The organism is Cyanobium sp. LEGE 06113, assembly GCF_015207615.1.
Map to the genome: position 1 here is coordinate 120027 of NZ_JADEWM010000001.1, position 26517 is coordinate 146543.

Annotated in this window: 22 protein-coding genes and 6 pseudogenes; 13 read left to right on the top strand and 15 right to left on the bottom strand. The window is 71.4% G+C overall.

Annotation, left to right across the window (positions count from 1 at the left end; translation table 11 throughout):
* Positions 1-284: 284 nt before the first annotated feature.
* The 10 genes and pseudogenes from IQ220_RS00715 to sppA all read right to left on the bottom strand — a co-directional run bounded on the left by IQ220_RS00715 (position 285) and on the right by sppA (position 6835).
* Positions 285-464, bottom strand: a complete 180-nt coding sequence (locus IQ220_RS00715; protein ID WP_186697068.1) for a hypothetical protein — start codon at positions 462-464, stop codon at positions 285-287.
* A 70-nt stretch (positions 465-534) separates the two neighbouring features.
* Positions 535-2051, bottom strand: a pseudogene (locus IQ220_RS00720) (AAA family ATPase).
* Entirely contained in the window at positions 2048-2668 is a 621-nt protein-coding gene (locus tag IQ220_RS00725) for a DUF177 domain-containing protein (protein WP_193912839.1), read from the bottom strand. Before IQ220_RS00725 ends, IQ220_RS00720 begins: the two are co-directional and overlap by 4 nt.
* Positions 2669-2751: 83 nt before the next feature.
* The gene (gene yidC, locus IQ220_RS00730; protein ID WP_186697065.1) at positions 2752-3900 is read right to left on the bottom strand and encodes a membrane protein insertase YidC; all 1149 of its coding nucleotides are present in this window, start codon (positions 3898-3900) and stop codon (positions 2752-2754) included.
* Between the two features lie 61 nt (positions 3901-3961).
* Positions 3962-4372 (bottom strand): PH domain-containing protein, encoded by a 411-nt coding sequence (locus tag IQ220_RS00735; RefSeq protein ID WP_186697064.1) that lies wholly within the window; start codon positions 4370-4372, stop codon positions 3962-3964.
* Positions 4369-4752, bottom strand: coding sequence for a ribonuclease P protein component (locus IQ220_RS00740; RefSeq protein ID WP_193912841.1), 384 nt, complete (start codon positions 4750-4752; stop codon positions 4369-4371). The genes IQ220_RS00735 and IQ220_RS00740 overlap by 4 nt, the downstream gene beginning before the upstream one ends.
* 4 nt (positions 4753-4756) lie before the next feature.
* Positions 4757-4894, bottom strand: coding sequence for a 50S ribosomal protein L34 (rpmH, locus tag IQ220_RS00745; RefSeq protein ID WP_186697062.1), 138 nt, complete (start codon positions 4892-4894; stop codon positions 4757-4759).
* Between the two features lie 82 nt (positions 4895-4976).
* Positions 4977-5579, bottom strand: a complete 603-nt coding sequence (locus IQ220_RS00750) for a DUF2808 domain-containing protein (protein WP_193912843.1) — start codon at positions 5577-5579, stop codon at positions 4977-4979.
* Between the two features lie 72 nt (positions 5580-5651).
* Entirely contained in the window at positions 5652-6026 is a 375-nt protein-coding gene (aroH, locus tag IQ220_RS00755) for a chorismate mutase (protein WP_186700667.1), read from the bottom strand.
* On the bottom strand, positions 6023-6835 hold the full coding sequence (gene sppA / locus IQ220_RS00760) for a signal peptide peptidase SppA (protein WP_193912845.1): 813 nt from the start codon (positions 6833-6835) through the stop codon (positions 6023-6025). Before sppA ends, aroH begins: the two co-directional genes overlap by 4 nt.
* Positions 6836-6898: 63 nt before the next feature.
* Here sppA and IQ220_RS00765 point away from each other — a divergent pair.
* From IQ220_RS00765 to IQ220_RS00775, 3 genes and pseudogenes are all read left to right on the top strand, one after another.
* A pseudogene (locus tag IQ220_RS00765) lies at positions 6899-7833 on the top strand (DMT family transporter).
* Entirely contained in the window at positions 7833-8957 is a 1125-nt protein-coding gene (locus IQ220_RS00770; RefSeq protein ID WP_193912846.1) for a glycosyltransferase, read from the top strand. Before IQ220_RS00765 ends, IQ220_RS00770 begins: the two are co-directional and overlap by 1 nt.
* Positions 8958-8981: 24 nt before the next feature.
* On the top strand, positions 8982-10808 hold the full coding sequence (locus IQ220_RS00775) for a glycosyltransferase family 39 protein (RefSeq protein ID WP_370566291.1): 1827 nt from the start codon (positions 8982-8984) through the stop codon (positions 10806-10808).
* Here IQ220_RS00775 and IQ220_RS00780 read toward each other — a convergent pair.
* Positions 10802-11377, bottom strand: coding sequence for a DUF721 domain-containing protein (locus tag IQ220_RS00780; RefSeq protein ID WP_193912848.1), 576 nt, complete (start codon positions 11375-11377; stop codon positions 10802-10804). The two genes, IQ220_RS00775 and IQ220_RS00780, sit on opposite strands and share 7 nt — an antisense overlap.
* Before the next feature lie 111 nt (positions 11378-11488).
* Between IQ220_RS00780 and IQ220_RS00785 the strand changes: the two genes are divergently transcribed.
* The 6 genes and pseudogenes from IQ220_RS00785 to IQ220_RS00805 all read left to right on the top strand — a co-directional run bounded on the left by IQ220_RS00785 (position 11489) and on the right by IQ220_RS00805 (position 16071).
* The gene (locus IQ220_RS00785) at positions 11489-12268 is read left to right on the top strand and encodes a PspA/IM30 family protein (protein ID WP_186697056.1); all 780 of its coding nucleotides are present in this window, start codon (positions 11489-11491) and stop codon (positions 12266-12268) included.
* A gap of 157 nt (positions 12269-12425) precedes the next feature.
* Positions 12426-12758: a co-chaperone YbbN gene (locus IQ220_RS00790; protein WP_186697055.1), complete on the top strand. Its 333-nt coding sequence runs from the start codon at positions 12426-12428 to the stop codon at positions 12756-12758.
* A pseudogene (locus tag IQ220_RS00795) lies at positions 12745-13947 on the top strand (aminotransferase class I/II-fold pyridoxal phosphate-dependent enzyme); the annotation flags it as partial. The gene IQ220_RS00790 and the pseudogene IQ220_RS00795, both read left to right, overlap by 14 nt.
* 130 nt (positions 13948-14077) lie before the next feature.
* Positions 14078-14290 (top strand): annotated as a pseudogene (locus tag IQ220_RS16305) (biotin--[acetyl-CoA-carboxylase] ligase); the annotation flags it as partial.
* Positions 14291-14527: 237 nt separating this feature from the next.
* Positions 14528-14704 (top strand): hypothetical protein, encoded by a 177-nt coding sequence (locus IQ220_RS15440; protein ID WP_228008852.1) that lies wholly within the window; start codon positions 14528-14530, stop codon positions 14702-14704.
* Between the two features lie 416 nt (positions 14705-15120).
* Positions 15121-16071 (top strand): M23 family metallopeptidase, encoded by a 951-nt coding sequence (locus tag IQ220_RS00805; RefSeq protein WP_370566292.1) that lies wholly within the window; start codon positions 15121-15123, stop codon positions 16069-16071.
* Here IQ220_RS00805 and IQ220_RS00810 read toward each other — a convergent pair.
* Positions 16068-16775 (bottom strand): ABC transporter ATP-binding protein, encoded by a 708-nt coding sequence (locus tag IQ220_RS00810; protein WP_186697051.1) that lies wholly within the window; start codon positions 16773-16775, stop codon positions 16068-16070. The two genes, IQ220_RS00805 and IQ220_RS00810, sit on opposite strands and share 4 nt — an antisense overlap.
* A gap of 4 nt (positions 16776-16779) precedes the next feature.
* Positions 16780-18372 carry an NAD(P)H-quinone oxidoreductase subunit N gene (locus tag IQ220_RS00815; RefSeq protein WP_370561834.1) on the bottom strand — a complete coding sequence of 531 codons (1593 nt, stop codon included), beginning with the start codon at positions 18370-18372 and terminating at the stop codon, positions 16780-16782.
* 149 nt (positions 18373-18521) lie between these two features.
* On the opposite strand from IQ220_RS00815, the pseudogene topA reads away from it, so the two are divergent.
* The 4 genes and pseudogenes from topA to cobT all read left to right on the top strand — a co-directional run bounded on the left by topA (position 18522) and on the right by cobT (position 23612).
* Positions 18522-21283 (top strand): annotated as a pseudogene (gene topA / locus IQ220_RS00820) (type I DNA topoisomerase).
* A complete protein-coding gene (locus IQ220_RS00825) occupies positions 21283-21819 on the top strand; it encodes a hypothetical protein (RefSeq protein WP_193912850.1) in 537 nt (178 codons plus the stop codon). The pseudogene topA and the gene IQ220_RS00825 overlap by 1 nt, the downstream one beginning before the upstream one ends.
* Before the next feature lie 51 nt (positions 21820-21870).
* The gene (locus IQ220_RS00830) at positions 21871-22476 is read left to right on the top strand and encodes a DUF2232 domain-containing protein (protein WP_193913140.1); all 606 of its coding nucleotides are present in this window, start codon (positions 21871-21873) and stop codon (positions 22474-22476) included.
* 2 nt (positions 22477-22478) lie between these two features.
* Positions 22479-23612, top strand: a complete 1134-nt coding sequence (gene cobT, locus IQ220_RS00835) for a nicotinate mononucleotide-dependent phosphoribosyltransferase CobT (protein WP_193912852.1) — start codon at positions 22479-22481, stop codon at positions 23610-23612.
* A 1101-nt stretch (positions 23613-24713) separates the two neighbouring features.
* Here the strand turns inward: cobT and IQ220_RS00840 are convergent.
* A pseudogene (locus IQ220_RS00840) lies at positions 24714-25894 on the bottom strand (aldo/keto reductase).
* Positions 25872-26450, bottom strand: a complete 579-nt coding sequence (locus IQ220_RS00845) for a bifunctional nuclease family protein (protein WP_193912854.1) — start codon at positions 26448-26450, stop codon at positions 25872-25874. Before IQ220_RS00845 ends, IQ220_RS00840 begins: the two are co-directional and overlap by 23 nt.
* Positions 26451-26517 lie beyond the last annotated feature (67 nt).

Below are 26517 nucleotides of genomic sequence, written 5' to 3' on the forward strand. Positions count from 1 at the left end.
TGGACTGAGGGTTGCTGCTGGGACTGCCGCAGAGCAGCCACGGAGGGTAGGGCGGTGGCGCCCGCCATCAGCAAAGCCATGCTGATGGCGGGCAGACTCAGACCAGCCTTGTGTTTTGAGTGGAGTGTCATGCCAAGGTCAAATTGGCGATGAAGGCACTATGGACAGCCTGGTGGGGGCTTGACAACCTTGGCTTTCCAGTTCTCAAGGTGGTGCTGATTGTGTTCTGAAGTAACGCCGCTGCGTGGCAGCCGCAGAGGCCAACCACTCAGCGGCGTTCAGCCTCAGAGCACCTGGCCGAGAGCCACGGCCGCGATGGCTGAGAACAGGGTGATGCCGAGCGCGGTGATCGGGTTCTGTCCCTGGGCCACCGCGACGGTGGTCACCACCCCGGCACCGATGCAGGCCACGGCCAGCTGGGTGAACAGTTCACCGCGGTCACGAGGCGTGGGGCTGGGGGTCATGGCGCTGCCAAGGTCGTCAGCAGACCGTAAGGGGGGTGGACAGGCCGACCCAGCTGGAACCACGGGCTTGTTACCTGGCGTCGGAGTTCGTTACGCCCCGCAACCTGGAGGCGGGGCGGGCCCGCCCCGTGCTGGCCCATTGCTCCAGGGCCTCGAGCTGCTCGCGGGCCGTGCGGCTGAGGGGAACCACCTGGCTGGCGGCGGCGATCAGGTCGGCCTCGCCGAACTCGCGCCGCTCGGCAAAGGCCAGGTGCATGGCCTCGATCACCGTCTGCTCCAGCTCCGCTCCGGAGAAGCCCGCCGTGCGATCCACCAACACCTCCAGCGGCAGGCTGTGGCCCGGCCGGCGCTGGCGCAATTGCAGGTCGAGGATGGCGCGCCGTTCCTCCGCTCCCGGCAGTGCCAGCAGAAAAATCTCATCGAAGCGACCCTTGCGCAGCAGTTCGGGGGGCAGCCTCTCGGCCGCGTTGGCCGTGGCCACCACGAACACCGGGCTGGTCTTTTCCGCCATCCAGGTGAGCACCGTGCCCAGCACCCGCTGGCTGGTGCCGCCGTCACTGCGGCCGTCGCTGCTGGCCCCGAGGCCGAAGCCCTTGTCCACCTCATCGATCCAGAGCACGCAGGGCGCCATGGCCTCCACCCTCTGGATCATGTCGCGGGTGCGGGCCTCCGAGGCCCCCACCAGGCCGGCGAACAGGCGCCCCACATCCAGCCGCAGCAGGGGCATCGACCAGCTGTGGGCAATGGCCTTGGCCGTGAGCGACTTGCCCGTTCCCTGGGGGCCCACCAGCAGCACTCCCCGGGGCAGGGGCAACCCGTAGGCCCGGGCCTCCTCGCTGAAGGCCCGGCGCCGTTGCTCCAGCCAGTGCTTGAGGGATTCGAGCCCGCCGATGTCGGCCGGGCTGGAGCTGCTGGGGCAGTACTCCAGCAGGTCGCTCTTGGCGATCGCCTGGCGCTTTTCCTCCAGCACCTCGGCCAGGTCGTCGGCACCCAGCTGGCCGCGGCGGGCCAGGGCGCGGGCCGCCAGCTGGCGCACGCGCTGTTCGCTGAGGCCGTGGCAGGCGCCGAGAGCTGGCGCAGCACCGGCGGATCGAGCGCCCGGCCACTGGCGGCGGCGATCGAGCTCAGCAGCTGGCCGATCTCCTCGGCATCCGGCAGCGGCAGATCCAGCAGGGTGATGCAGTCATCGAGGTCCGGCGGCACCTTCCAGTCCGGCGCCGTGATGATCAGGGTGCGGGGGGTCTGGCGCAGGCTGCCGGCCAGGTTGCGCAGGCGGCGGCAGATGCCGGCATCCTCGCCGTAGCGGTGGAAGTCGCGCAGCAGCAGGATCGCGCCCTGCTCAGCAGGCAGGGAATCGAGGCAGCTCAGGGCTGCCATCGGATTGCGGCTGGCCTCGCCCTCGCGGTTCGGGGCGCCGCGCAGGCCATCCACGAAGTCCCAGCGCAGCAGGGTGCGGTTGCCCAGCCGCCGCGCCGCCTGCTCCAGCAGGGCCTCCACCCGCTGCTCCTCGAGGCTGCGGATCCAGATGATCGGGGTGCGGGCCCGGATCATCAGGTCGAGGTGGTCGGCCCAGCTGGTTTCGCTCATGGTTGCGGTCTGGGATGGTTTGGCCCCTTGGCGGCGTTCTGGCGCAGAGCGGCCAGGGCTGCCCAGCGGGGGTCGCCGCCGGCGGCCTCGCCAGGCAGCTCGCCAGCGGGCTCCCCCACGGGTGGGCCGCTGCCCCAGTGGGCCGGGCCCGGGCAGTCGGCACCGCAGCGATTCACCAGGGGCAGCTGCAGGCTCAGCTGCTCGAAGATCCAGTGGGCCGGGTCGAAGTCGCCGCGGGGATCGAGCGATTCGCTGAGGCTGTCGGCGTCGAGATCGAGGCGGGGATCCAGCGCCCGGGTCAGGGCCACATCCAGGCTCTGGGGGTCGGCCGACCCCAGCCAGATCAGCTCCTGAGCCTTGGCTTCCAGGGAGTGGTTGTAGTGGCCCAGGCAGCGGTCGCAGCAGAGGGTCACGATCGTGGCCGCCTCCCCCTCCACCTCCAGGGCGTCGCCGCGGTGCACCGCCCGCACCACGCCCCGCACCGGCGTGAGGCTGTCCAGGCCGTTGAGGTGGTGCTCCAGAGGCCATTCGAGGCCGCCCTTGAGGGCCTGGAGCTCACGGATCGGCACGGGCCGCAGCCGTGGCGGCGCAGGGGGGGTGGCGTGGGGAGAATCCATCGGGGGTTGGTGGGGCGGGAAGCACCGGTGGCCGCAGTCCTCCATGCCGCTGCGGTGGACCCGCTGGCATCACCGGCGCGGGATCATTTCTTGCCCTTGGGCTCGAAGGGAAGCCGGCCGCCCCGCTCGCCGATGCCGACGCCGCCGGCTGCCACGGTGATGGCCTGCTGCGACCGCTGCTGATCGAGGATGGCCTGCAGGTTGTCGGGCAGGGCCTCGCGGCTGAGCAGAAAGGTCTGCAGAGCCTGAAAGATATTCGCCACCACCATGTAGAGCAGCACGCCGGCCGGCAGGGGGAAGAACAGGAACATGGCCGTGATCATCACGGGGGTGATCTTGTTGGCCGTGGACTGCTGCGGATTGGCCGGCATGCCCATCCCCGAGAGGATCTGGGAGATGAACAGGGTGGCGCCGAAGCCGGCCACCAGGCCGGCGATGTCCCAGTTCACCTGGCCTTCGCTCATGAAGCCCACCTGACCCAGGGCCTTGATGAACAGGAAGCCGCTGCGGGCCGCCAGGCCTGGAATCTTGGCCTCCACCGTGGCGTCGCCGGGGGCGATGGCGGTGATGGTGCCGTTCTGATCCACCCGCACCACCTCCTCGCCCTTGGTCACGCTCCAGCTGGGCTGGAAGGCGTCGCCGTTCTCCACCCCGGCCAGCACCGAGGCGAAGCTCTCATCGGTCTTGGTGTGCAGCGTCACGGTTTCGCTGCTGCCCACCGCCAGCTTGTTGCCGGCCTCGAGGCTGGCGATCACCGGCACATGGCTGGTGCTGGTGACGAAGATCGAGTGGCTGGCCGTGTTGAAGGGCTTGGTCTCGATCGTGGCCACCTGGTCGGCGGGCAGCACCTTGAGGTTCACGGTGTAGGGCACATCCGCGAAGGGTGAGCCCCGCAGGGTGGCGAACAGGGCGAACAGGATCGGCATCTGCACCAGCAGGGGCAGACAGCCCGCCAGAGGGCTGCCGAACTCCTTCATCAACTTGCCCAGCTCCTCCTGTTGTTTCTGGGGGTTGCTGGCGTGCCGAGCCTTGATCTCGGCCTGGCGCTTCTGCATCACCGGCTGGGCGATGCGCATGCGGCGGGCATTGCGGATCGATCCGGCGCTGAGCGGAAACAGGGCGAGCCGGATCACCACCGTGAGGGCAATGATCGCCAGCCCGTAGCTCGGCACCAATCCGTAGAAGAAATCGAGGATCGGGAGGAGCAGGTTGTCGGAGATGTAGCCGATCACAGCGGTGGGGGCCTGGGGGTTGAAGGAGGGCGAGGCTCAGTGTGCCTGAGCAGGCGGGGGTTCAGGCGGCCATGCCCTTGGGGGCGGCCGGACGCCTGGCCTGACGGCGTTCCTCGATGTAGGCCTCCAGCTCACGAAACCTGGGCATGGAGCGCATTTCGAGCTTGGCGCCGTCGTTGAGCACCAGCACCATGTCGCCCCAGGCGCCGAAGCCCCGGGGCACGCTGCGCACCTCCCGGATCTGGCTGTACACCACCTGGGTGCGGTCGCGGCCCAGCCAGCCGCCGTTGATCTCGATGCGGCGGCTGGTGATGCGGAAGCGCAGCCACAGGGCGCGCACCACGGCGCCCACGGCAAAGGGCAGGCCGATCACGGTGAGGCCGAAGAGCAGGTTGGTGATCAGGTCGCCCTTGGCCGGGCCCCCTTCGTAGAACACCGTTTCCTGGATCTCGGTGGGGCTCTGCTTGCTCATCGTCTCAGACCTGCCCGGTGCAGAAGCTGTTCACATTCTTCCAGCAGGGCGTCGTCTTCGCGATCGACACTGCCTGGCTTGAGGCTGAGCAGCAGCCAGATCGGCCCCTGGCATGGGGCGATCCCCTGGTTGGTCAGGTGGTTGTGCAGCAGCCGGCGCAGGTGGTTGCGCCGCACGGCCCGCTTGTGCACTTTGGAGCTGATCACCACCCCACAGCGCCAGGGACTCGGGGCATGGCCACGCTCGGCGGCGGGCTCGAGAGCGGGCTTGACGGGATGCCAGCGCAGGCTGAGGTGGGGGCTGTGGAGCTGTCGGCCCCGGCGGTAGAGGGCGTCAAAGACCCGCTGCCCCTTCAGGCGGTGGCGGCGGGGCAGAGCCATGGGTTCAGACGGCGAGGCGGGAGCGGCCGCGACGACGACGGGTGCGGATCACACGGCGGCCGGTGTGGCTGCGCATGCGCACCCGGAAACCAGAAACCCGCTTGCGCTTGCGGCTCGTGCCCCCCAGGGTTCGCTTGGTCATGGCTCTCTGTTCGCTCCTTCCGTCGCGTGTTGACTGGTGATCGATCAAGCTATCAGGCCAGCTTGCGCCGCCTGGCCTGAACTCAGTTGCTGGGCGGGTCGATCTGGATCAGCCAGCTGCCCAGGTAGCCCGAGATCGGCACCTCGCCGGGGGCCTGGGCCAGGGCATTGAACTGGTACATCCCCACATCAAAGGGGTTGAACAGACGCATGTACACACCGATGGTGTCGGTGTCAGACACCGGCGTGTCGGGGAAGATCTCAATGGCACCGCCGTTCTCGGCGATCTCGATCGTGGCGGGGATGGTCTCCAGGCAGCGCGTGCGCGACAGCATGCCGCCCTTGCTCATCCTGCAGAGCTCCACCCGGCTGGGATCGATCTTGGCGTCAAAGTGATCGGGGATCGTGACGCTGAGCTTGAGGATGGCCGTCTTGCGGTCCTTCGGGCGCAGCACCAGGTAGTACTCCGAGCGCTGCAGGCGCTGGGTGTTGGTCATGAAGAAATAGAGCTTGCGGTAGTCGCGGCTGTTCTCCCAGCGGAACTCCAGCAAGCCAGGGGTGCCCTGGGCACGGGCCGGCGGCTGCAGGGCCGCAGGGCTCAGCAGACTCAGGGCGCTGAGGGCGGCGGTACCGAGACCCGCTGCCAGGGCGAGGGCCAGGGGGCGGCGTGGTGGGTGGAAACCCATGGGGCCTGCTCCGATCAATCCCTCAATCCCAGCAGAGCGGACGGAGCGCTGCGGGCTGGGGTGGTCGGCGGGCTAGCTGGCGCGGTCGGGCCGCAGGCGGCTCGCGCCCCGCAGATAGGGATGGCAGGGCTGGCGATCCGGATCCATCCAGGCGTGGGCCAGCAGGCGGATGCAGTGGGTCAGATCCCCTGCCACCGCCATCTGCTGACAGTCGAGCAGGGCAACATGCTCCCAGCCAGCGCGGCGCCTGGCGATCGCGGCCGGGAAGCAGGCGTCGAGGTCCGTGGTCACCGAGAAGGTCACCGAGAGCACCTGATGGCCTTCCAGGCCATTGCGCTCCACCAGCGCCTGCATCAGTTCCGCCACGGCCTCGTCGATGGCAGCCGCCGTGTTCGCCTGGCAGGTGGTGGCCCCGCGCAGGGCCCGCAGCTGCAGCCCGCCGCTCATGGGCGGAACAGCCACAGGGGCTGGCCGCACCAGCCGAGCTCCAGGCTGAGCAGCTGCTGCAGCCGATCCACCTGGCTGCGGCCGGGGATCAGGCCGGCGAAGCGCCTGGGTGGCGCCCCGAAGGTGATCGGCCGGGTCTTCTCCGCATCCAGCCCGGCCAGGTCGGCCGCCAGGCGGCGGGCCGCCTCCTCATCCCCGAGAACATCCACCAGACCGAGTTCCAGGGCCTGGGCCCCACTGAACACGCGCCCATCGGCGAAGGCCCGCACCGCCTTGGTCTCGAGCTGGCGCCCTTCAGCCACGGCGTCCACGAATTGCTGGTAGCTGGAGTCGATCAGGCTCTGCAGCAGCTCCCGTTCCGCCTCGCTCAGGGCCCGATCCGGCGAGAGGATGTCCTTGTAGAGGCCGCTCTTCACCGTTTCGAAGCTCACGCCGAGCCGCTTCAGCAGCTTCGAGAGGTTGTTGCCCCGCAGGATCACGCCGATCGAGCCGGTGATGCTGCCGGGGTTGGCCACGATCTTCTCGGCCGCCACGCCGATGTACACCCCCCCGGAGGCGGAGATGTTGCCGAAACTGGCCACCACCCGGCAGCCCTTCTGACGCAGCCGCAGCAGGGCGGCATGGATCTCCTGGCTGTCGCCCACCGTGCCGCCGGGACTGTCGATCCGCAGCAGCAGGGCCGGGCACTCCCGTTGCTCCACCTGGCGCAGGGCCTTCAGCACCCTGGTGCGCGTGCCCCCGCCGATGGGGCCTTCGATGGCGATCCGCGCCATGGTGCGGCGTGTCTTGCGGCGCCAGGGCCAGACCATGGAACTCTTGTGTGGTTGCCGGATCTTAAAAAGAAGCCCCCACCGGCCTTGAAAACCGCCCCCATGCCCCAGGCCCTGCGCTGGCTGCTGATGCTGTTGCCGTTCGCCCTCTGGGGCACGGCGATGGCGGCCATGCGCCCGCTGCTCAGCGACGGCGGCCCCCTGCTGGTGGCCACCCTGCGGCTGCTGCCGGCCGGGGTGCTGCTGCTGCTGGCGGCGCTGCTGCTGGGCCGTCCCCTCGCTATCCACCGCGCTGACTGGCCCTGGCTGCTCGCCTTCGCCCTGGTGGACGGGGCCCTGTTCCAGGGCTTGCTGGCCCGGGGCCTGGTGCAGACCGGGGCTGGCCTGGGCTCGGTGCTGATCGACTCCCAGCCCCTGCTGGTGGCCCTGATGGCCCGCAGCCTGTTCGGCGAGGCGATCAACCCGGTGGGCTGGCTGGGGCTGGTGCTGGGGCTGCTGGGCATCCTCTGCCTGGGACTGCCGGCCGCCGTGCTGCGCCACTGGTGGCTGGAAGGACCCCTGGTGCTGGATCAGCGGGCCTGGAGCCATGGCGAGCTCTGGATGCTGGCCGCGGCGGTGGCGATGGCGGTGGGCACGGTGCTCTGCCGCTATGCCGTGCGCCACAGCGATCCGCTGGCGGTCACCGGCTGGCACATGCTGCTGGGGGGTCTGCCGCTGCTGGCGCTGCACGGGGCGCCGCTGCTGGCCTCGGGTGGCCCCTGGCTGCCGGCCTGGTCGTCGCTGCAGTGGGGCCTGATGGCCTACGCCAGCCTGCTGGGCAGCGCCCTGCCTACGGCTTGTTCTTCTGGTTCGCGAGCAGCGGTGATCTCACCGGCTTCACCGCTCTCACCTTCCTGACTCCCGTGTTTGCCGTGCTCTGTGGGGTGGTGTGGCTGCAGGAGCGGCTCTCGCCGCTGCAGTGGCTGGGGGCCGGCCTGGCGATGGTGTCGGTGCTGCTGATCAACCGCCGCCAGCAGCTCTGGGGAGGACCGCTCTGATGCGGATCCTGGTGGTGAACACCCCGATGGGCCCCCTGGGCAGCGGCGCCGGTGGCGGTGTGGAGCTCACGGCCTTCTCCCTGGTGGCGGGGCTGCTGCAGCGCGGCCACCAGGTGATGGTGCTGGCCGCCGAGGGCTCCCGGCTGCCGCCCAGCTGCGGCGGCGCTGAGCTCTGGTTGGAGCGGGGCGAGGCCCAGCCCAGCTGCCAGCACCAGGAGCGCCACAGCCCGGTGCTGATCCCGGCCGATGGCCTGCTGCCCCGTCTCTGGCGACGGGCCCTGAGCGAGCAGCATCGCGCCGATGTGATCCTGAACCTCGCCTACGACTGGCTGCCGCTCTGGCTCACGCCCCACGTGACCACACCCCTGGCCCACCTGATCAGCATGGGATCGGTGGGCGAGGCGATGGATGCGGTGATCGCTGAGGTGGCGGGCCGCCAGCCGGGGCGCCTGGCCTTTCACACCGCCGCCCAGGCCGCCGATTTCAGCCTGCCGGCAGCGCCGCGGCTGGTGGGCAACGGTTTTGATCTGGATCAGTACGGCTTCAATCCCGAGCCAGAGCGACTGCTGGGCTGGGCCGGCCGCATCGCCCCCGAGAAGGGCCTGGAGGATGCGGCGGCCGTGGCGGCCCAGCTGCAGATTCCCCTGGCGGTGTGGGGTCTGCCCCAGGATCCGGCCTATGCCCGCTGGGTGGAGAGCTCCGTGCCCCCCGGCACGCTGCAGTGGCGGGGGTTTCTGCCCACCGAGCAGTTGCAGCGCGAGCTGGGGCGCTGCGCGGTGCTGCTCAACACCCCGAAGTGGAACGAGGCCTTCGGCAACGTGGTGGTGGAGGCCATGGCCTGTGGTGTGCCGGTGGCCGCCTATGCCCGCGGTGGCCCGGGGGAACTGGTGCAGGAGGGGCTTACCGGTGCCCTCGCGGCTGCCGATGACCGGGCGGCCCTGGCGTTGGCCACCGAACGGGCGCTGGGGGTGGAGCGGGCGGCCTGCCGACGCTGGGCGGAGCGCCACTGCTCGCGGGCGGTGTTCGCCGAGCGGATCGAGGGCTGGCTGGAGGAGGTGTGGCGGGAGGCGGGGCTGCAGGGGGCAGGTGCTGCAGCGGCGGGTGGCCCCGGCCGGCGCAGATAGGGTCGCCCCAGTTCCCTGGGCCCTGTGACCCCTGCTCCGGTTTCCACCTCCCAGCGTCGCCGGGTGCTGCTGCTCTGTCTTGGCCTGGGGGTGGTGCTGTTTCTGTGGCAGCTGGGGGTCAGCGGCCTGGTGGACGAGACGCCGCCGCTGTTCGCCGCCTCCGCCCGGGCGATGGCCGAGGCCGGCGACTGGCTGATTCCGTGGGTCAACGGCCTGCCGCGCTACGACAAGCCGCCACTGGTGTACTGGGGGATGGGCCTGGTCTATGCCCTTCCCGGCCAGGGGTGGTGGAACCCCCTGGGCACCTGGGCGGCCCGGCTGCCCTCAGCCCTGGCCACGATCGGGCTGATGCTGGCCCTGGCCGACACCCTGCTGCGCTGGCCCCAGCACGGCCGCCGTGCCGCCCTGGCTGCCCTGACGGCCGCCGTGGCCTTCGCCCTCTCGCCCCTGGTGCTGCTGTGGGGACGGATCGCGGTGAGCGACGGCCTCTTTTCCGGTTGCCTGGGCCTCAGCCTGCTGCTCTGCTGGCGCTGCTACGCCGCGGGCGGCCGCGGCTGGTGGTGGGGCTGGCTCTGGCTGGGCCTGGCGGTGCTCGCCAAGGGGCCGGTGGCGGTGTTGTTGCTCGGCCTCACCCAGCTGCTGTTCGGGTGGCTGCAGGGTGACCTGGCGCGGCTCTGGTGCCGGCTGCGGCCGCTGCCCGGCCTGGCGATCACGGCGGCCCTGAGCCTGCCCTGGTACGGCCTGGCCCTGGCGGTGGAGGGGGAGCCCTTCTGGCGCAGTTTCTTCGGCTACCACAACCTGCAGCGCTTCACGGCTGCGGTGAACAACCACTCCCAGCCCTGGTGGTTTTTCGGGCCGGTGCTGCTGCTGGCCAGCCTGCCCTGGAGCCCGGTGCTGCTGCTGGGCCTGGTGCAGGGCCTCAGGGGGCCCGAGGCCTGGCGCTGGCGCCCGGTTCCGGTGGCGCCGCTGCCCCCGGCCCTGTCGCTGCAGCGCTACAGCGCCTGCTGGCTGCTGGCGGTGCTGCTGTTCTTCACCCTGGCGGCCACCAAGCTGCCCAGCTACTGGCTGCCCGCCACGCCTGCCGCCGGGCTGCTGGCGGCCCTGGCGGCCCAGCGGGCTCAGGCGAAGCGCTGGGGCTGGGGTTGGGCTGCGGTCAGCACGGTGCTGTTGAGCCTGGTGATGGCCCTTGCTTTCGCCGCTGCCCCCCTGTGGCTGCCGCTGGTGATCACGCCGGAGATGCCGTCGCTGCCCCAGGAGCTGCTGGAGTCGAGGCTGCTGGCCCTCGCCGCCGCCTGTTACGGCCTGGCCGCCCTGGTGGGGGCGGTGCTGTGGTGGCGGCGTCAGCCGCTGCCGGGGCTGGCGGCCCTGCAGGTGCCGCTGCTGCTGTTCGTGCCGCTGGTGCTGCTGCCCAGCTGGCAGCTGGGGGATCGGCTGCGGGGCCTGCCGGTGCGGGCCATGGCCAGCGCCGTGCGGCAGCACCAGACGCCTGACCAGCCCCTGGCCATGGTGGGCATGTTGAAGCCCTCGCTGCACTACTACAGCCGCCGTGTGGTGATCTACGAGGGGGCACCGGCCACGGGGCTGGTGAACCTGGCCGATCGCCTGGGCCGGGAGCGTCGCCGGGGTCAGGAGCCGAGCGGGGCGGAGCAGCAGCCTTCGGTGCTGCTGGTGATCGATGCCGCCACGGCTGAGCGGCCCCACTGGCGCGCTCTGGAGCCCGAGCTGCTGGCCTCCTCCGGCATCTATCGACTCTGGCGCCTGGATCGCCAGCGCCTGGAGCGCCGGGCCGCGGCACTGGCCGCCGCCGGTGTACGGCCCGATTGGCAGGATCCGCGGCCCGAGCGCTACTGAGGGCTGCCGCTGACGGGGTTCTCGGCGAGGAGCTGACGGCGGCAGAAGCTGCAGCTGCCCCAGCGGGCCATCTCCCCGGCGGGGGCTGGGCAGTGGCAGCCGGGGCAGGTGGCCATGCCGTGCACATCCACCCGGCTGGGGTGCCGGGCCCAGCTGCCTGCTGTCTCCTCAGCGGCCAGACCGGGCTGGGTGACTGGATGGTGCTGGGTGAGGCGCACCTCCCGCACGGCAAAGCCGGCGGCCCGCAGGCTGCCCAGCAACTGGTGGCGGTTGTACTGCAGGGCCTGCAGCCAGGGGCCGGGGGCGGCTCCCACCGTGAGCACCGAGCCCTGCAGGCGCAGGGGGCGGCAGTGTGGGACCAGTTGGGGACCGGCCAGCGTCGGCCAGCGCTGCCATAGCGCCCCGAGGTTGCCCTGGCGCTGCCACTGCTGCTGCAGGGTGTCGAGGCACTGGGCCAGGGCCGTGGCCGGCGGATGGCTGGCCGGCACCATCACCGTGATGCTGCCGATACGGCGCTGACCCGTGGCCGGGGCATTGCCGTGGCTCCGCTGTCGCTGCGACCCTGCCATTGCCGCCAATCAGATCCTGCCTCCATTCTGAGTCCTGAGCGCGATGGTGCCGCTCCGATCAGACGCCGGTGGCGTTCATGGTTAGCCTCTGGCCTTGCCCCCAGCTGCGCCATGGGCTTTTTTGACCGCCTCAGCCGACTGCTCCGTGCCAACGCCAATGCGGCGATCGGCAGCATGGAGGATCCCTCCAAGATCCTTGACCAGTCCGTCGCGGACATGCAGTCCGACCTGATCAAGCTCCGCCAGGCGGTGGCCACGGCCATTGCCAGTCAGAAGCGGATCGCCAACCAGGCCGAACAGGCCGAGAGCCAGTCCAAGACCTGGTATCAGCGCGCCGAACTGGCCCTCCAGAAGGGGGAGGACGACCTCGCCCGCGAGGCCCTCACCCGCCGCAAGACCTACGACGACACCGCCACCGCCCTCAACGCCCAGCTCAACAGCCAGGCCGGCCAGGTGGACGCGCTCAAGAAGAGCCTGGTGGCGCTGGAGGCCAAGATCGCCGAGGCCAAGACCAAGAAGGACATGCTCAAGGCCCGGGCCCAGGCCGCCCAGGCCCAGGAGCAGCTCCAGAGCGCCGTGGGCAACCTCGGCACCAACTCCTCGATGGCGGCCTTCGAGCGCATGGAGGAAAAGGTGCAGAACCTGGAGGCCCGCAGCCAGGCGGCGGCCGAGCTGGCCGGCGCCGACCTCGAGAGCCAGTTCGCTGCGCTTGAGAGCAGCGATGTGGACGATGAGCTCGCCGCTCTCAAGAACCGGCTCTCCGGCGCCGCCGGCCCGGAACCTGTGGCCCTGCCCAAGGACAGCGATCCGGTGCCCCAGCTGGAGCCGGTGAAGGTGGCCCAAGTGGATGCCGAACTCGAAGAGCTCAAGCGCTCGATCGACAAGCTCTGATCGCCCGTTCTGCTCGCCATGGGCCCTGAACCACCCGCGGGGGTCATGGCCTGATCCGTTGGCTGCCCCTGAGCGGTGCCGGCGGGCCCCTACCTTGAAGCCTCGCTCCGAAGGGTTCCCTCCCTCCACGCTCCCGTTCTTTCCCTCTGCTGTTCCCGTGTCCACTGCCGTGTCCGTCGTTCATCTCACCGACGCCAACTTCGACGCTGAAGTGATCGCCTGCAGCGAGGCGGTGCTGGTGGATGTCTGGGCCCAGTGGTGCGGCCCCTGCCGCCTGATGGCACCGCTGATGGACTGGGCTGCCAGCGACTACGCCGGCCGCCTCAAGGTGGGCAAGCTCGAGGCCGATCCCAACCCCGGCAGCCGCGACCGCCTGCAGGTGCAGGGCCTGCCGACCCTGGTGCTGTTCAAGGCCGGCGCCCCGGTGGCTCGCCATGAGGGCGCCATGGCCAAGGCCCAGCTCAAGGCCTTCCTGGATGCCCATCTCTGAGCGCCTGGCCCAGCTGGGCAGTGGCGTCTTCGCCCGCAACGACCGCCGCAAGAGCGCCTACAGCCTGAGGGCCGCCGTTGCCGACAGCGGCCTGGACCCCCTGCTCGATCTCTCCCTGGGATCCACCGATCTGCTGCCGCCGCCCGAGGCGATCGCGGCGATGCAGCGCGTCCTCGACGCCCCCTCAAGTGCGGCCTATTGCCTGCACCACGCCACGCTGCCCTTCCGGGAGGCCGCCGCGGCCTGGGCGCAGCGGCGTTTCGGGGTGGCCGTCGATCCGCAGCGCGAAGTGCTGCTGCTGGTGGGATCCCAGGAGGGCACGGCCCACCTGCCCTTGGCGGTGCTGAATCCCGGCGATGCCGCCCTCCTGCTCGACCCCTACTACCCCTCCCACCTGGGGGGCCTGCAGCTGGCCTCGGCCCGGCCCCAGCTGTTGCGCCTCGATGCGGCAAGCGGCTGGCGTCCCGATTTCGAGCGGGTGTCCACCGCCGAGTGGGAGGCCCTCAAGCTGATGGTGCTGGGGTTCCCCCACAACCCCACGGCCACCACCGGGGAGCAGGCCTGGGTGGATGCGGCCATGCACAAGGCCCTGCGCCACGACGTGGTGCTGGCCCATGACAACCCCTACGTGGACCTGGCCCTCGACGGGGAGGCCCCGGCCCTGCTGCGCCACCCGGGCTGGCGCAGCCATGGCATCGAGTTCTTTTCCCTCTCCAAGAGCTGGTGCCTGGGGGGCTTCAGGCTGGCCTTCGCCATCGGTGCCGAGTGGCTGATCACCGCGTTGAGGCAGCTCAAGGGGGTGGTGGATTTCAACCAGTCCCTCGCCCTGCAGGCCGGGGCGATCGCCGCCCTGGAACAGGCCCCCCACTGGCCGGCCCAGCTGGGCCGGACCTACCGCCAGCGACGCGACCACATGGCCGCGGCCCTGGAAGCTGTGGGCTGGCCGGTGCGGCGCCCCAGCATGGCCCTGTATCTGTGGCTGGCCCTGCCGCCCCAATGGCAGAGCCAGCCCGGCGAGGACCAGGGCGAGGGCTCAGAAGCCTTCTGTGCCGCCCTGCTGCAGGCCACCGGGGTGGCCCTCACCCCCGGCAACGGCTTTGGCCCCGGTGGTGAGGGCTGGGCCCGCTTGGCCCTGGTCCACCCCACGGAACAGCTGCAGCAGGGCGCCGCCCGCATCGGCACCTGGCTGGCCGCCGGGGCGCCCGGTGAGCGGCTGGCAGATCCGGCGGCTGCCCGTGTGCGCCAGCACCGAGTGGGAGCTGGACCGCTGGCTGCGGCACAGCCCCCCCGGCCCCCAGGGCCCCGATCCGTGGCGGGCCGTGGTAGCGAGGCGGCAGCGCCACGGCCAGGGGCAGAGGGGGCGGCCCTGGTGCGCGCCCGCTGGCGGGGTGTGGCTCAGTGCCGCCTTCCCCTGGCCTGGAGCATCGCGGGCGCCGGCCAACCTGCCCCTGGCTCTGGCCGTGGGCCTGGCGCGGGAGCTGGAAGGGCTGGGTCTGCCGGTGCGGATCAAGTGGCCGAACGATCTGCTCGTGCATGGCGGCAAGCTGGCGGGCCTGCTGCCGCGCCAGCGCTGGCGTGGGGGCCGCCTGCTCTGGGCCCAGGCCGGCATCGGCCTCAACGGCACCAACCGGGTGCCGCCCGGGGCGGTCTCGGTGGCTCAGGCCCTGGCCCGATCAGGAGGGCGGCGGGGACCAGGCCCCGGCCGCTGGCATCCCCAGGCCTGCCCCAGACGACTGGAGGCGAGGGTGTGGAGCGCGCTTCGCTGGGCCATGGCCCAGGCGGGTGAAGCGGAACTGGTGCGGGACCAGGCCGAACAGCGGCTCTGGCAGCCGCCCGAGGGAGTGCTGGTGGGGGAGGAGCCGTGGCAGGTGGCCGGTCTGGAGCTGGATGGTCGCCTGCGGCTGCAGAGGGGGGCGGCCCTCACCTGGCTCAGCCGTAGCTTCTGAGCCTGTCGCGCCTGCGACAGCATGGGTAGCGGCAGCTGGTCGGTTCGCGGGTGAGAATGGGGCCTCCCGGCTGCCCTGGGAGCCCTGACGCCTGCGCTGACGCTCGCTCCTCTGCCTGCTCTGATCCGCTCCATGGCACGTCTGATCCACCTCCATCTCCTTCCTGCCGCCCTGGTGACGGGTGGAACCCTGATCGGGCTGGTGGGCCTGGGGATCGCCCAGGAGCGATCCCCAGCCGATGCGGCGGCACCTGCGGCGCCCTCCCCGGCCCCCACGGCCTCAGAGGCTCCTGCCGCCGCGCCGGCGCCGCCGCCACCTCCTCTGAGGCCGGGAGCGCTGCCGGGGCGGAGCCTCGAGCCGGGCGGCCGCTGCGCCGCCCGCCCACCCCCGCTGCCGCAGTCCCGGCACCTCGCTCCGTGCCCCCTGCCTCAGCGCGGGACTCCCCTCCAGCGGCCAGCTTCGACAGCTCCCTCGATGCCCTCGTACGCGAGGGCGTTGTCACCCCGGCCGAACGGGAGCGGGTGCGTTCCGGCAGCCGCGCCATCCCGTTCAACAGCCCCGCGAATGTCCAGGCCTGCAGCAGCGGCGCTCTCTCAGCCCAGGAGTGCCGCCGGGGCGTGGTGGTGCGGGGCTGGGGTCGCCCTGGCAGCAGCACGTCGGCCCCCGGCGGCCTTCTTGGCGGCGACGCCGGCAGCGGCATCACCGGAGCCGGACAACGGCTGATCGGCGGGGCCCCGCTCACCACGCCGCTCACGGTCCCCGTGGCGGCCCTGCTGGCCGGCGGCGGCGGCGGCTTCCGCCTTGCCGATGTGTTCGCGGTCACGCCCCGCCCCTCGCCGATCGGTGGCAACGGCAATCGCCGTCTGCTCTTTCCCCTGATCGGTTCGGCCGTCACCAGCAGTGGTTTCGGCTTCCGCGTCCACCCCGTGCTGGGCAGCTGGCTGATGCACGCCGGCCGTGACCTGGCGGCGCCGGAGGGCACGCCTGTGGTGGCCTCCCTCAGCGGCCAGGTGATCAGCAGCGGCGTGGCAGGCGGTTACGGCCTGGCCATCGAGATCGAACATGAGCGCCCCAGGCGGCGCACGCTCTACGGGCATCTCAGCGAGCTCTACGTGAAGCCCGGCGATCGGGTGCGGCAGGGGGAGGTGATCGGCCGGGTGGGCAGCACGGGCCTCAGCACTGGCCCTCACCTGCATTTCGAGCTGCGGCTACCCGCCGATGGCGGCTGGCTGGCGGTGGATCCCGGCGATCTCGACCCCGGCCGGGCCGCCGGCGGCAGCGATGCCATCGCCCTGTTGATGGGCCAGCTGCTGCAGAGCCTGGAGCGGCCCGTCGCCCCCCTGGCCCCAGCCCCTCCAGCGGGCTAGCGGGCGGCAAGGGCCGGTGTCTGGGTGGTCGTCTCGGTGATCCGGCCATCACGGAAATGGACCACCCGGTCGGCGCGGGCGGCCACATCGTCTTCATGGGTCACCATCACCACGGTCATGCCGCCTCGGTGCAGTTCATCGAAAATGGCCAGCACCTCCTCGGTGGTGCGGGAATCGAGGGCGCCCGTGGGTTCATCGGCCAGCAGCAGGGCGGGTTGGTTGATGATCGCCCGGGCGATCGCCACCCGCTGCTGCTGGCCGCCGGAGAGCTGGTTGGGTTTGTTGTTCAGCCGATCCGCCAGCCCCACCCGTCCGAGGGCCTCCTCGGAGCGCCGCCGCCGTTCCGGGGCTGGCACTCCCGCGTACACCATCGGCAGCATCACGTTGTCGAGCGCCGAGAGCTGGGGCAGCAGGTGGAACTGCTGGAACACGAACCCCAGATCGCGGTTGCGCAGATCGGCCAGCTGGTCGTCATTGAGCTGGTTCACCTGGGTGCCGCTGAGGCGGTAGCTGCCGGCACTGGGCCGATCCAGGCAGCCGAGGATGTTCATCGCCGTGCTCTTGCCCGAACCGGACGCCCCCATCACGGCCAGATAGTCACCGCGGTTGACGGTGAGGCTGAGGCCATCGAGGGCCCGCACCTCCGTGTCACCTGAGCCGTAGACCTTCTCCACGGCCTCGAGTTGGGCAACGGGCTGGATCACGGCATCAACCGATCGGTGGAGCTGTGGCGCTGGCGATGGCCTGCTGCAGGATCGGCGTGCCCACCACCGCCTCGCTGGCCCAGGTGAACAGCGGGCTGGAGAGCACCCCTCCCACCGCGGTGACGATCACACAGCCCACCAGCGCCGTGCGCAGCTCCGGCATGCCGGCAATCGACCAGGAGATCTCCGGGTAGGCCTTCACCACATCGGACGCTTCCTGGGGCTCTTTGACCACCATCATCTTGATCACGGAGATGTAGTAGTAGATCGAGACCACGGAGGTGACCAGGCCCACCACCACCAGCAGATATTGCTGATCAGCCCAGCCGGCGAAGAAGAGGTAGATCTTGCCAAAGAAGCCCAGCATCGGCGGGATACCGCCCAGGGAGAGCAGGCAGAGGCTGAGCCCCAGGGTGATCAGGGGATCTTTCTGGTAGAGGCCTGCGTAGTCGGCAATACGGTCGCTGCCGGTGCGCAGAGAGAACAGGATGATGCAGGCGAACGCCCCCAGGTTCATGAACAGGTAGGCGGCCATGTACAGCACCATGGCCGCGAAGCCGTCCTCGGTGCCGCACACCAGCCCGATCATCACGAAGCCGGCCTGGCCGATCGAGCTGTAGGCCAGCATCCGTTTCATGGAGGTCTGGGCCAGGGCCACCACGTTGCCCAGCACCATGCTGAGGATGGCCAGCACGGTGAACAGCAGCTTCCACTGGGCATCAAAGCTCTCGAAGCAGCCCACCAGGATGCGAACGGCCAGCGCAAATCCTGCCGCCTTGGAACCCACCGAGAGGAAGGCCACCACTGGGGTGGGCGAGCCCTCGTAGACGTCGGGCGTCCACTGGTGGAAGGGCACGGCGGCGATCTTGAAGGCCACGGTGGCCAGCACGAACACCAGCGCCAGGGCGGTGACCGGCGAGGCGCTGGTCTGCAGGGCCAGGGCGACGGCATCCAGTCCGGTGGCACCACCGGTGAGGCCGTAGAGCAGGGAGGCTCCGTAGAGGAACACCGCCGCGGCGGCAGAACCCACCAGCAGGTATTTGAGTGCCGCCTCGGAACTGCGGGCGTCGCGCTTCATGTAGCCCGCCAGCAGGTAGCTCGATACCGAGAGCGTTTCCAGGGAGATGAAGATGCTCACCAGATCGGTGGCGCCGCAGAGGAACATGGCGCCCAGGGTGGCGGCCAGCAGGATGGCGGCGTATTCGCCCACCGGCGTGCCGCTGCGCTCCACGTAGCGCCAGCTCAACAGCAGCGAGATCAAGGTGGAGGTTGCCACCACGCCGCGGAAGGCGATCGCCAGGTTGTCGGCGAGGAAGGAGCCGAGGAAGGACGGCTCCAGCGCCGGGGTGTTCCACTGCAGGGCCAGCAGCACCAGGGCGCCGCCGAGACCGGCGTAGCAGAGGGGCGGCACCCAGCGGCTGGCGGCCTGCTCGCCGGCCAGATCCACCAGCAGACAGGCGATCAGGGCCAGCAGCACGGCCACCTCAGGGGCGATGGCGCCGGCATTGAGCTGGAGGCTGAGCCCACCACTGCCGAACCCCGCCCCGATGGCCTGGGTGGCGGGTTGGGCCGCCTCTGCGAGCGTGGCAGCGGCCACGGCTGGGAGAGCACCGAGCAGGGAGATCACGGGGGTGATGCGGCCAGATTTGGTGCCGGAACTGTAGCGGCGTTGCCCCGGTTCCCCAGCGGCGGGATGCGGTGCCGGCCGCCGATGCGATAAAGAGGGGGGAGGTCGTTCGCCTGTCTGTGGGTCACACCCTCGTCATCGTTGAGAGCCCCACCAAGGCCCGCACCATCCGTGGATTCCTGCCCAAGGACTTCCGCGTGGAGGCCTCCATGGGACACGTGCGGGACCTGCCGAACAACGCCAGTGAGATCCCTGCCGCTCACAAGGGTGAGAAGTGGGCGAACCTGGGCGTGAACACCGCCAGCAACTTCGAGCCGCTCTACGTGGTGCCGAAGGACAAGAAGAAAGTGGTGAAGGAACTCAAGGACGCCCTCAAGGGCGCCGATCAGCTCCTCCTGGCCACGGACGAGGACCGGGAGGGTGAAAGCATCAGCTGGCACCTGTTGCAGCTGCTACAGCCCAAGGTTCCCGTCAAGCGAATGGTGTTCCACGAGATTACCAAGGCCGCCATCGGCCGCGCCCTCGACGACACCCGGGAGCTCGACATGGAGCTCGTCCACGCCCAGGAGACACGCCGGATCCTCGATCGGCTGGTGGGCTACACCCTCTCGCCGCTGCTCTGGAAGAAGGTGGCCTGGGGCCTGTCGGCCGGCCGGGTGCAGTCGGTGGCGGTGCGCCTGCTGGTGCAGCGCGAGCGGGCCCGCCGGGCCTTCCACAGCGGCAGCTACTGGGACCTCAAGGCCCAGCTGGAGCAGGCCGGTGGCCGCTTCGAGGCCAAACTCAGCCACCTCAAGGGGGAGCGCATTGCCGGCGGCTCCGACTTCGACGAGACCACCGGTGCCCTCAAGGCCGGCAGCCGAGTGCGGCTGCTGGCCGAGGACGAGGCCCGCAGCCTCCAGGCCGCCGTGCAGAGCGGAGCCTGGTCGGTGGCGCAGGTGGAGGCCAAGCCGAGTGTGCGCAAGCCGGTGGCGCCCTTCACCACCAGCACCCTGCAGCAGGAGGCGAACCGCAAGCTGCGGCTCTCGGCCCGCGAGACGATGCGCGCCGCCCAGGGGCTCTACGAGCGGGGCTTCATCACCTACATGCGCACCGATTCGGTGCACCTCAGCGACCAGGCGATTCAGGCGGCCCGCAGCTGCGTGGCGGCCAAGTACGGCGACACCTACCTGAGTCCCGCGGTGCGGCAGTTCTCCACCAAGGCCCGCAACGCCCAGGAGGCCCACGAGGCGATCCGACCAGCCGGGGAGAGCTTCCGCGATCCAGGCGACACCCGCCTGGAAGGCAGGGATCTGGCCCTCTATGAGCTGATCTGGAAGCGCACTGTGGCCAGCCAGATGGCTGAGGCGCGGCTCACGATGCTGGCCGTGGATCTGGAGGTGGAGGGCGGTAGCTCGGCACGGCGCGCTTCCGCGCCAGCGGCAAGCGGATCGATTTCCCCGGCTTCTTCCGTGCCTACGTGGAGGGCAGCGACGACCCCGATGCGGCCCTGGAGGGCCAGGAAGTGCTGTTGCCCGCCCTGGCGGTGGGCGATGCTCCGGCCTGCCAGGGGGTGGAGGCCCTCGGCCACCAGACCCAGCCTCCAGCGCGCTACAGCGAGGCCGCCCTGGTGAAGATGCTGGAGAAGGAGGGTATCGGCCGGCCCTCCACCTACGCCTCGATCATCGGCACGATCGTGGACCGGGGTTACGCCACGCTCCTGAACAACTCCCTCACCCCCAGCTTCACGGCCTTCGCGGTGACGGCCCTGCTGGAGGAGCACTTCCCCGATCTGGTGGACACCAGCTTCACCGCCCGGATGGAGCAGAGCCTCGACGAGATCTCCCATGGCCAGGTGGCCTGGCTGCCCTACCTGGAGTCGTTCTACAGAGGCGAGAAGGGTCTCGAAACCCAGGTGCAGCAGCGCGAGGGTGACATCGACCCCGGCGTCTCCCGCACCGTGTCGCTGGAGGGGCTGCCCTGTGTGGTGCGGATCGGCCGCTTCGGGGCCTACCTGGAAACCAAGCGGGTGGCCGAGGACGGCACCGAGGAGCTGCTCAAGGCCACCCTGCCCCTGGAGATCACCCCGGCCGATCTCGATGCCGACAAGGCCGAGCTGCTGCTGCGCCAGAAGGCGGAAGGTCCCGAGTCCCTGGGCGAGGACCCCGAGACGGGTGAGCAGGTGTACCTGCTGTTCGGCCAGTACGGCCCCTACGTGCAGCGCGGCCAGGTGAGTGAGGCCGTTCCCAAGCCCAAGCGCGCCTCGCTGCCCAAGGGCCAGAAGCCCGAGGAGCTCAGCCTCGCCGATGCCCTGGGCCTGCTGCGCCTGCCCCGGACCCTCGGCGACCATCCCGAGGGCGGAAGGGTGGAGGCAGGCCTGGGCCGCTTCGGGCCCTACGTGGTGCACCACAAGGGCAAGGGCGAGAAGGACTACCGCTCGCTCAAGGCTGAAGATGACGTGCTCATGGTGCCCTTGAGCCGCGCCCTGGAACTGCTGGCGATGCCCAAGCGTGGCCGCGGTGGCCGCACCGCCCTCAAGCAGCTCGGGCTGCCGGAGGGCAGCGACGAACCGGTGCAGCTCTTTGATGGTCCCTATGGCCTCTACGTGAAGCAGGGCAAGGTGAACGCCTCCCTGCCGGAGGGCACCACGGCCGACACCATCACCCTGGAGCAGGCGATCGAGCTGCTGGCGGCCAAGGCCGCCACGGGCAAGACCTCCAGGGGCAAAGCCTCCCCTGGCACGACAGCCACCGGCAAGCGCGCCGCCTCCGCCAAGACCGCCAAGACCAAAGCCGCTGCGGCGGCCAAGAGCCAGCAGGCCGCCGCCAAGAAGCCTCCCACCACCACCAAGACCGGTCGGCTGCGGGCCAGCGCCGTGCGCGTGATCAAAGCGGCGGAGAGTTGATGCTCCGGCCCCGCCCCGATGGCCGCCGCTGGGGGCCGGTTCTGTGCGCCGGCTTCATCGGCGTGCTGCTGGGCGGGTGCAGTGGGACTCCCCTGGGGGAACAGCTCTCGCGCAGTTTCTCGGCCCCCGACCCCGCCACACCAGGTGATGGGGCCCCTGCTGCCACGCAGGAGACCACAGCGCCGGCCACCCCTGGATCCCCCACCGCGGCCCCCGGCGCTGCAACCCCGCCCGGAGGGGCCACGGCCCCAACGGCGGCCCAGCCGAAACCGGAGCCGGGGGCAGCCACCCCCCGGGCGCCCGTGCTCTCCCCGGCTCCCTACCGGATCACGCTCAAGCTGGCCGGGGCTGATCCGGCTGCGCCCGCTGAGGCCCTCACCGAGGCCCTGCGGGCGGCCGGGGTGCCCTTCGAAGTGGAGATGATCGAGCGGGTGCTGTCCTCCGGCGGTGCCGCCGACCCTGCCCCCACAACCACTCCCGCTCCGGCCCCAAGCGCCACGCCCCCCGCGACGCCTCCGGCCCCGGCGACCCGCTGATGGCTCCCCGGCCCGTTGCCCAGCCTCAGCCGCCGCCAGGCCCGCCAGCTGATGGACACCGCCTACCTGGCCGCGGCCACCGGGCTGCTCTGGCTGGCGCTCTACTACCTGCCGGTGGGCAGTCCCCTGTTCCGCCTGGCCCTGCCCCTGCCCCTGGCCCTGCTGCAGCTGCGCCACGGCTGGCGCTGCGCCGTGGAGGGGCAGGCGGTGGCCTGCCTGCTGGCGGTGGCGCTGATGGGGCCGATCCGCGGCCCGCTGCTCCTCTTCCCCTACGGCCTGCTGGCCCTCTGGCTGGGCTGGTGCTGGCGGCGCAAGCTGAACTGGTGGCTCAGCTGGTCGGTGGGCAGCCTGATCGGCGCCGCCGGCTTCCTGGTGCGGGTGGCGGTGCTCTCTGTGCTGGTGGGGGAAAATCTCTGGGTGGTGATCACCACGGCGGCGGCCGGCCTGCTGGAGCGCCTGGCGGGGCTGGTGGACCTGGTGTCCGCCATCGACCTGGCCCAGGTGCAGGTGGCGGCGCTGCTGCTGGTGCTGGTGCAGAACGCCATCGTGGTGCTCACCCTGCACGCCGTGGCCTACTGGATCTTTCCGCGCCTGCAGGCCCCCATCAGCGAACCGCCCGCAGCCCTCAGGGCCCTGGTGGCCCTCGATCCCCTCTGACCATGCCGGTCCCGCCGGCGGAGGCGGTCGCCTGGGGGCGCAGCCGGCCAGTGCTGTTGCTGGCGGCCACAGCCACGGCGGCGGTGGAGGGGATCTCCGCCGCCGGGGCCACTCCCGCCTCCCGGCGTGCCACGGCCGCCGCCGATGCCGAGCTGGTGGTGCACGGACCGCTTGGGCCTCGCCCCCATGCCCTGCCGCCCCTGCCGGCGGGGGTCAGTCCTGCCCTGATCAGTCACGTGGTGCTGGAGCGTCTGGGGCTGCTGGAGCGCCTGCAGGTGGTGGACCTGGGCTGCGCCGTGGCTCCCGCCGTGCCGCACCTGCGCCTGCCGGCCCTGGAGGGAGCGGGGCCAGCGCGCTGCGTCAGCAGCGGCCGGGCGCTGCCGCTGCAACGGGTGCGGGCGCTGCTGCAGCGCGGCCGCCGCTGGGGGGAGCGCAGCGCGCCGGACTGCCCCCTGCTGCTGGCGGAGTGTGTGCCCGGCGGCACCACCACGGCCCTCGGGGTGCTGCGCGGGCTGGGGGTGGCTGCCGATGGGCTGGTGAGCGGCAGCCTGCTCCACAGCGACCATCCCCTCAAGGCCCGCCTGGTGGGGCAGGGCCTGGCCCGGGCAGCCCTGGGGGACGCCGGGGTGGCTGGAGGAGCGGTTGGAGGAGCCGTTGGCAGTGGGACTGATCCGCTGGCCGTGCTGGCCGCCGTGGGGGATCCGATGCAGCCGCTGGCGGCTGGCCTCGCCCTGGCTTTCGCCCGCCGCGGCGGCACCGTGCTGCTGGCCGGCGGCAGCCAGATGGCGGCGGTGCTGGCCCTGGTGCTGGCCCTGGCCGCCCCCCGGGAGCGGCTGGGTCTGGTGGCCCGGATCACGGTGGCCACCACCGCCTGGGTGGCCGATGAGCCCGGCAGCGATCTGGCCCTCTTGCTGCAACGCCTGGGGCATCGCTGGCAGGTGGTGCCGCAGCTGGCGCCCGCGGGGCTGCGCTTCTCGGCCTGCCGCAGCGCTGCCCTGCGCGACTACGAACGGGGCTACGTGAAGGAGGGCGTGGGCGCCGGTGGTCTGGCCGTGCTCTGGGAGCAGCTGGGCCACAGCCCTGAGGCCCTCGCCCAGGCCTGTGACCTGGCCTGCCAGCAGCTGCTCGGGGGCTGACCGGCCCCATGGGCCGGGTTGGTCCGGCTCCTACGGTCGGTCCATGGCCTGTTCACCGGAGTTCCTCTCCCGCCGAGAGCTGCTGCGCCTGGGAGTGGGGGCGGCGGCGGTGGGAGCCCCCTGGCTGCTCGGCGGCTGCCGGGCTGCACCCCAGGCAGCGGTGCTGGCGCTCACGGCCCAGGAGTTGCCGGCTGCCTGGCTCAAGGGCCTGCCCGACGGTTGGCGGGCGCGCCAGCTCGAGGCGCCCCAGGCCGTGCTGGAGCAGGGCCGGCGCGACCCCGTCGCCGCCCTGCTGGCCCTCAGTGATGGCTGGGCCGGCTCGGTGGCATCCTCCAGCTGGCAGCCCTTCGGGGCCCCGGAGCTGCTGGCCCGCCTCACCCCCCTGGCGGCGTCGGCCAGCAGGTTGTTCGCGCCCGAGGGGCAGCCGGCGCTGGCCTACCCGTGGTCGTTCACGCCCTGGGTGATCCTGCTGCGCTCCCGTCCCGACCTGCAGGAACGGGCTCAGGAGGGCTGGTCGCTGCTGCTGGATCCGAGCCTGCGCGGGCGGCTGGTGCTGCCCTCCAGCCCCAGGGTGTGCATGGCCCTGGTGGGCTCCGAGCCGGAGCAGCTGAAACAGCTGCGGCGCCAGGCCCTGGCCTACGACGAACGCGATGGCCTCAACCTGGTGCTCAGCGGCGAGGCCGAGGCCGCCGTGCTGCCGCTGCGCCGGTTGGTGCCGCTGCTGCGCCGCGACCTGCGCCTGGCCGAGCTGTGGCCCGCCAGCGGGGCGCCGCTCAGCTGGCAGCTGCTGCTGAGGCCCACCGGTGTGGAGCAGCCCGTGCCCCTGGCCTGGCTGGCGGAGCTGCTGGAGGGGCCGCTGCTGGCCTCCCTGCTGGCGGCCGGCTGGGTGCCGCCCCTGCCGCGAGAGCAGCTGGAGCCGCTGGTGAGCCGCTTCCCGGCGGCCACCGCCAATCTGCTGCTGCCGCCAGCGGGTCTGCTCGAGCGCTGCTGGAGCCTGCCCCCCCTCGACACTGCCGAGCGCCTGGCCCTGCAGAGCCGCTGGGACGCGCGGCGCCGCGGCCCGGAACCTGAAGCCCAGCCCCCGAACACCCGGCGGCCCGCTCAACCCCAGAGCCGCCGCCGCGGCGCGGCCGCCAGGCGGCGGTGGGTATCGGCCAGCAGCTCGGGAATCGCCAGCCCGTGGGGGCAGCGGGGCAGGCAGGCGCCGCACTCCCGGCAGCCTCGGCATTGAGGCTCTCCCACCAGTGGCCCGCCCGGCCGATCAGGTTGTAGCGCTCCCGGGCAAAGCTCTCCATGCCATGGCCCACGGCCAGGTTGCGCAGCCGCAGCAGCTCGGGAATCGGCACGGCACTGGGGCAGGGCAGGCAGGCCCGGCACTGGCCGCAGCGCTCGGCGCCGAGCCGCTCCGCCGCCCCCTCGCTCAGCCGGGCCAGGGCCGCCCTGACCTCCTGGCTGAGACCCTCGGGGCTGGCCTGGCCGAGCGGGCCGCCGCCCCCCAGTATGCCCGCCTGCCAGCGCTCGGCCCAGATCAGATCCCCGGGCTGGGCCGCCCCCAGGCTGAGGGTGGAGATCCCCTGCTCCAGCAGAAAGCGGTAGGCCAGCTCCAGGGGCTGGAACGGCGCGCAGTCGGCCAGCAGCTCGGTCGAGGGGGCATAGAGCTGGCCGCCCTTGTCGGCGGGGGAGATGGCCAGCACCCCCAGGCCTGCCGCCAGGGCGGCCCGCGCCAGGGGCAGGCGGCTCTGGTCGAACAGGTGCACGTGCAGGGCGCAGAAGCTGAAGCGACCGCTGGCCAGGGCCTGCTCGATCACGGCCTGGCTGCCGTGGCTGCTGAAGCCCACCTGGCCCACCAGCCCTTGTTCCAGGGCCCAGGCGAGCAGTTCGGCGCCCGGCCCCTGGCAGGCCCAGGCCAGGTGCTCGGGCGTGTTCAGCCCGTGCACGGCGAGGCCGTGCAGCCGCGGCACCCCCAGGCGCTTGAGGATGCCCCGCAGCTGCTGCTGGCTGCTGGCCAGGTCGCCGCTCGGCAGCAGCTTGCTGGTGATCAGCCAGCCCCCCTGGGGCGCCAGGCCCCGCCGCGCCAGGGCGGCGATAGCCTCCCCCAGAAAGCGCTCCGCCGGCCCGTAGGCGGGGGCGGTTTCCAGATGGTTGATGCCGGCGGCCAGGGCCGCGCCCAGCACCGCCTCCATCTGGCCGGGGCTGCCCAGGGCGCGCATTGTGCCCAGGCTGAAGGCCGACACCGCCGGCCCCCGCCCGAACGGCCGTCTAGCTGGGTTCACGCGGCTCATCCGGGGTGTCCGGTTCGCCGGGGTCGCTGGGGCTGGGGTCGTTCTCGGGCTGGGCCCGGCCCAGCTGCCGCACCAGCTCGGCGGGGCTCACCGAGTCGAGGAAGCGGCGGAAATGGGCCTGGTCGGCGGCGTCGGCCTCGGCGTCCACCGGAATCGAGGCATCCGCCACCACCTCCTCCAGCATCCAGATCGGCGTGCCGGTGCGCACGGCCAGGGCGATGGCATCGCTCGGCCGGGCATCGATCTCGCTCAGGCCTTCGGGGCCCGGGTTGTCTTGGCTGCGCAGCTTCAGCACAGCGCGGAAGGTGCTCTCCTCGATGGCGTGGATGATCACCCGCTCCAGATGCAGTCCGCCGGCCTCGAGCAGGGCCACCATCAGGTCGTGGCTGAGGGGCCGGGGGGGGCGGTCATGGCCGAGCCCCACCAGGATGTTCTGGGCCTGGGCCTGGTCGATCCAGATCGGCACCTGGCGCCGGCCCGCCGGGTCCCGCAGCAGCACGATCGGGCTGCGGCTGGCCGCATCTAGGGCGATGCCGGCGACGCGCATTTCGACCATGGCCGGCAGTGCCGCTAGGCAGCGATGAACCCGTGTCTGATTATGGCCAGGAGGAACTGGAGCCCAC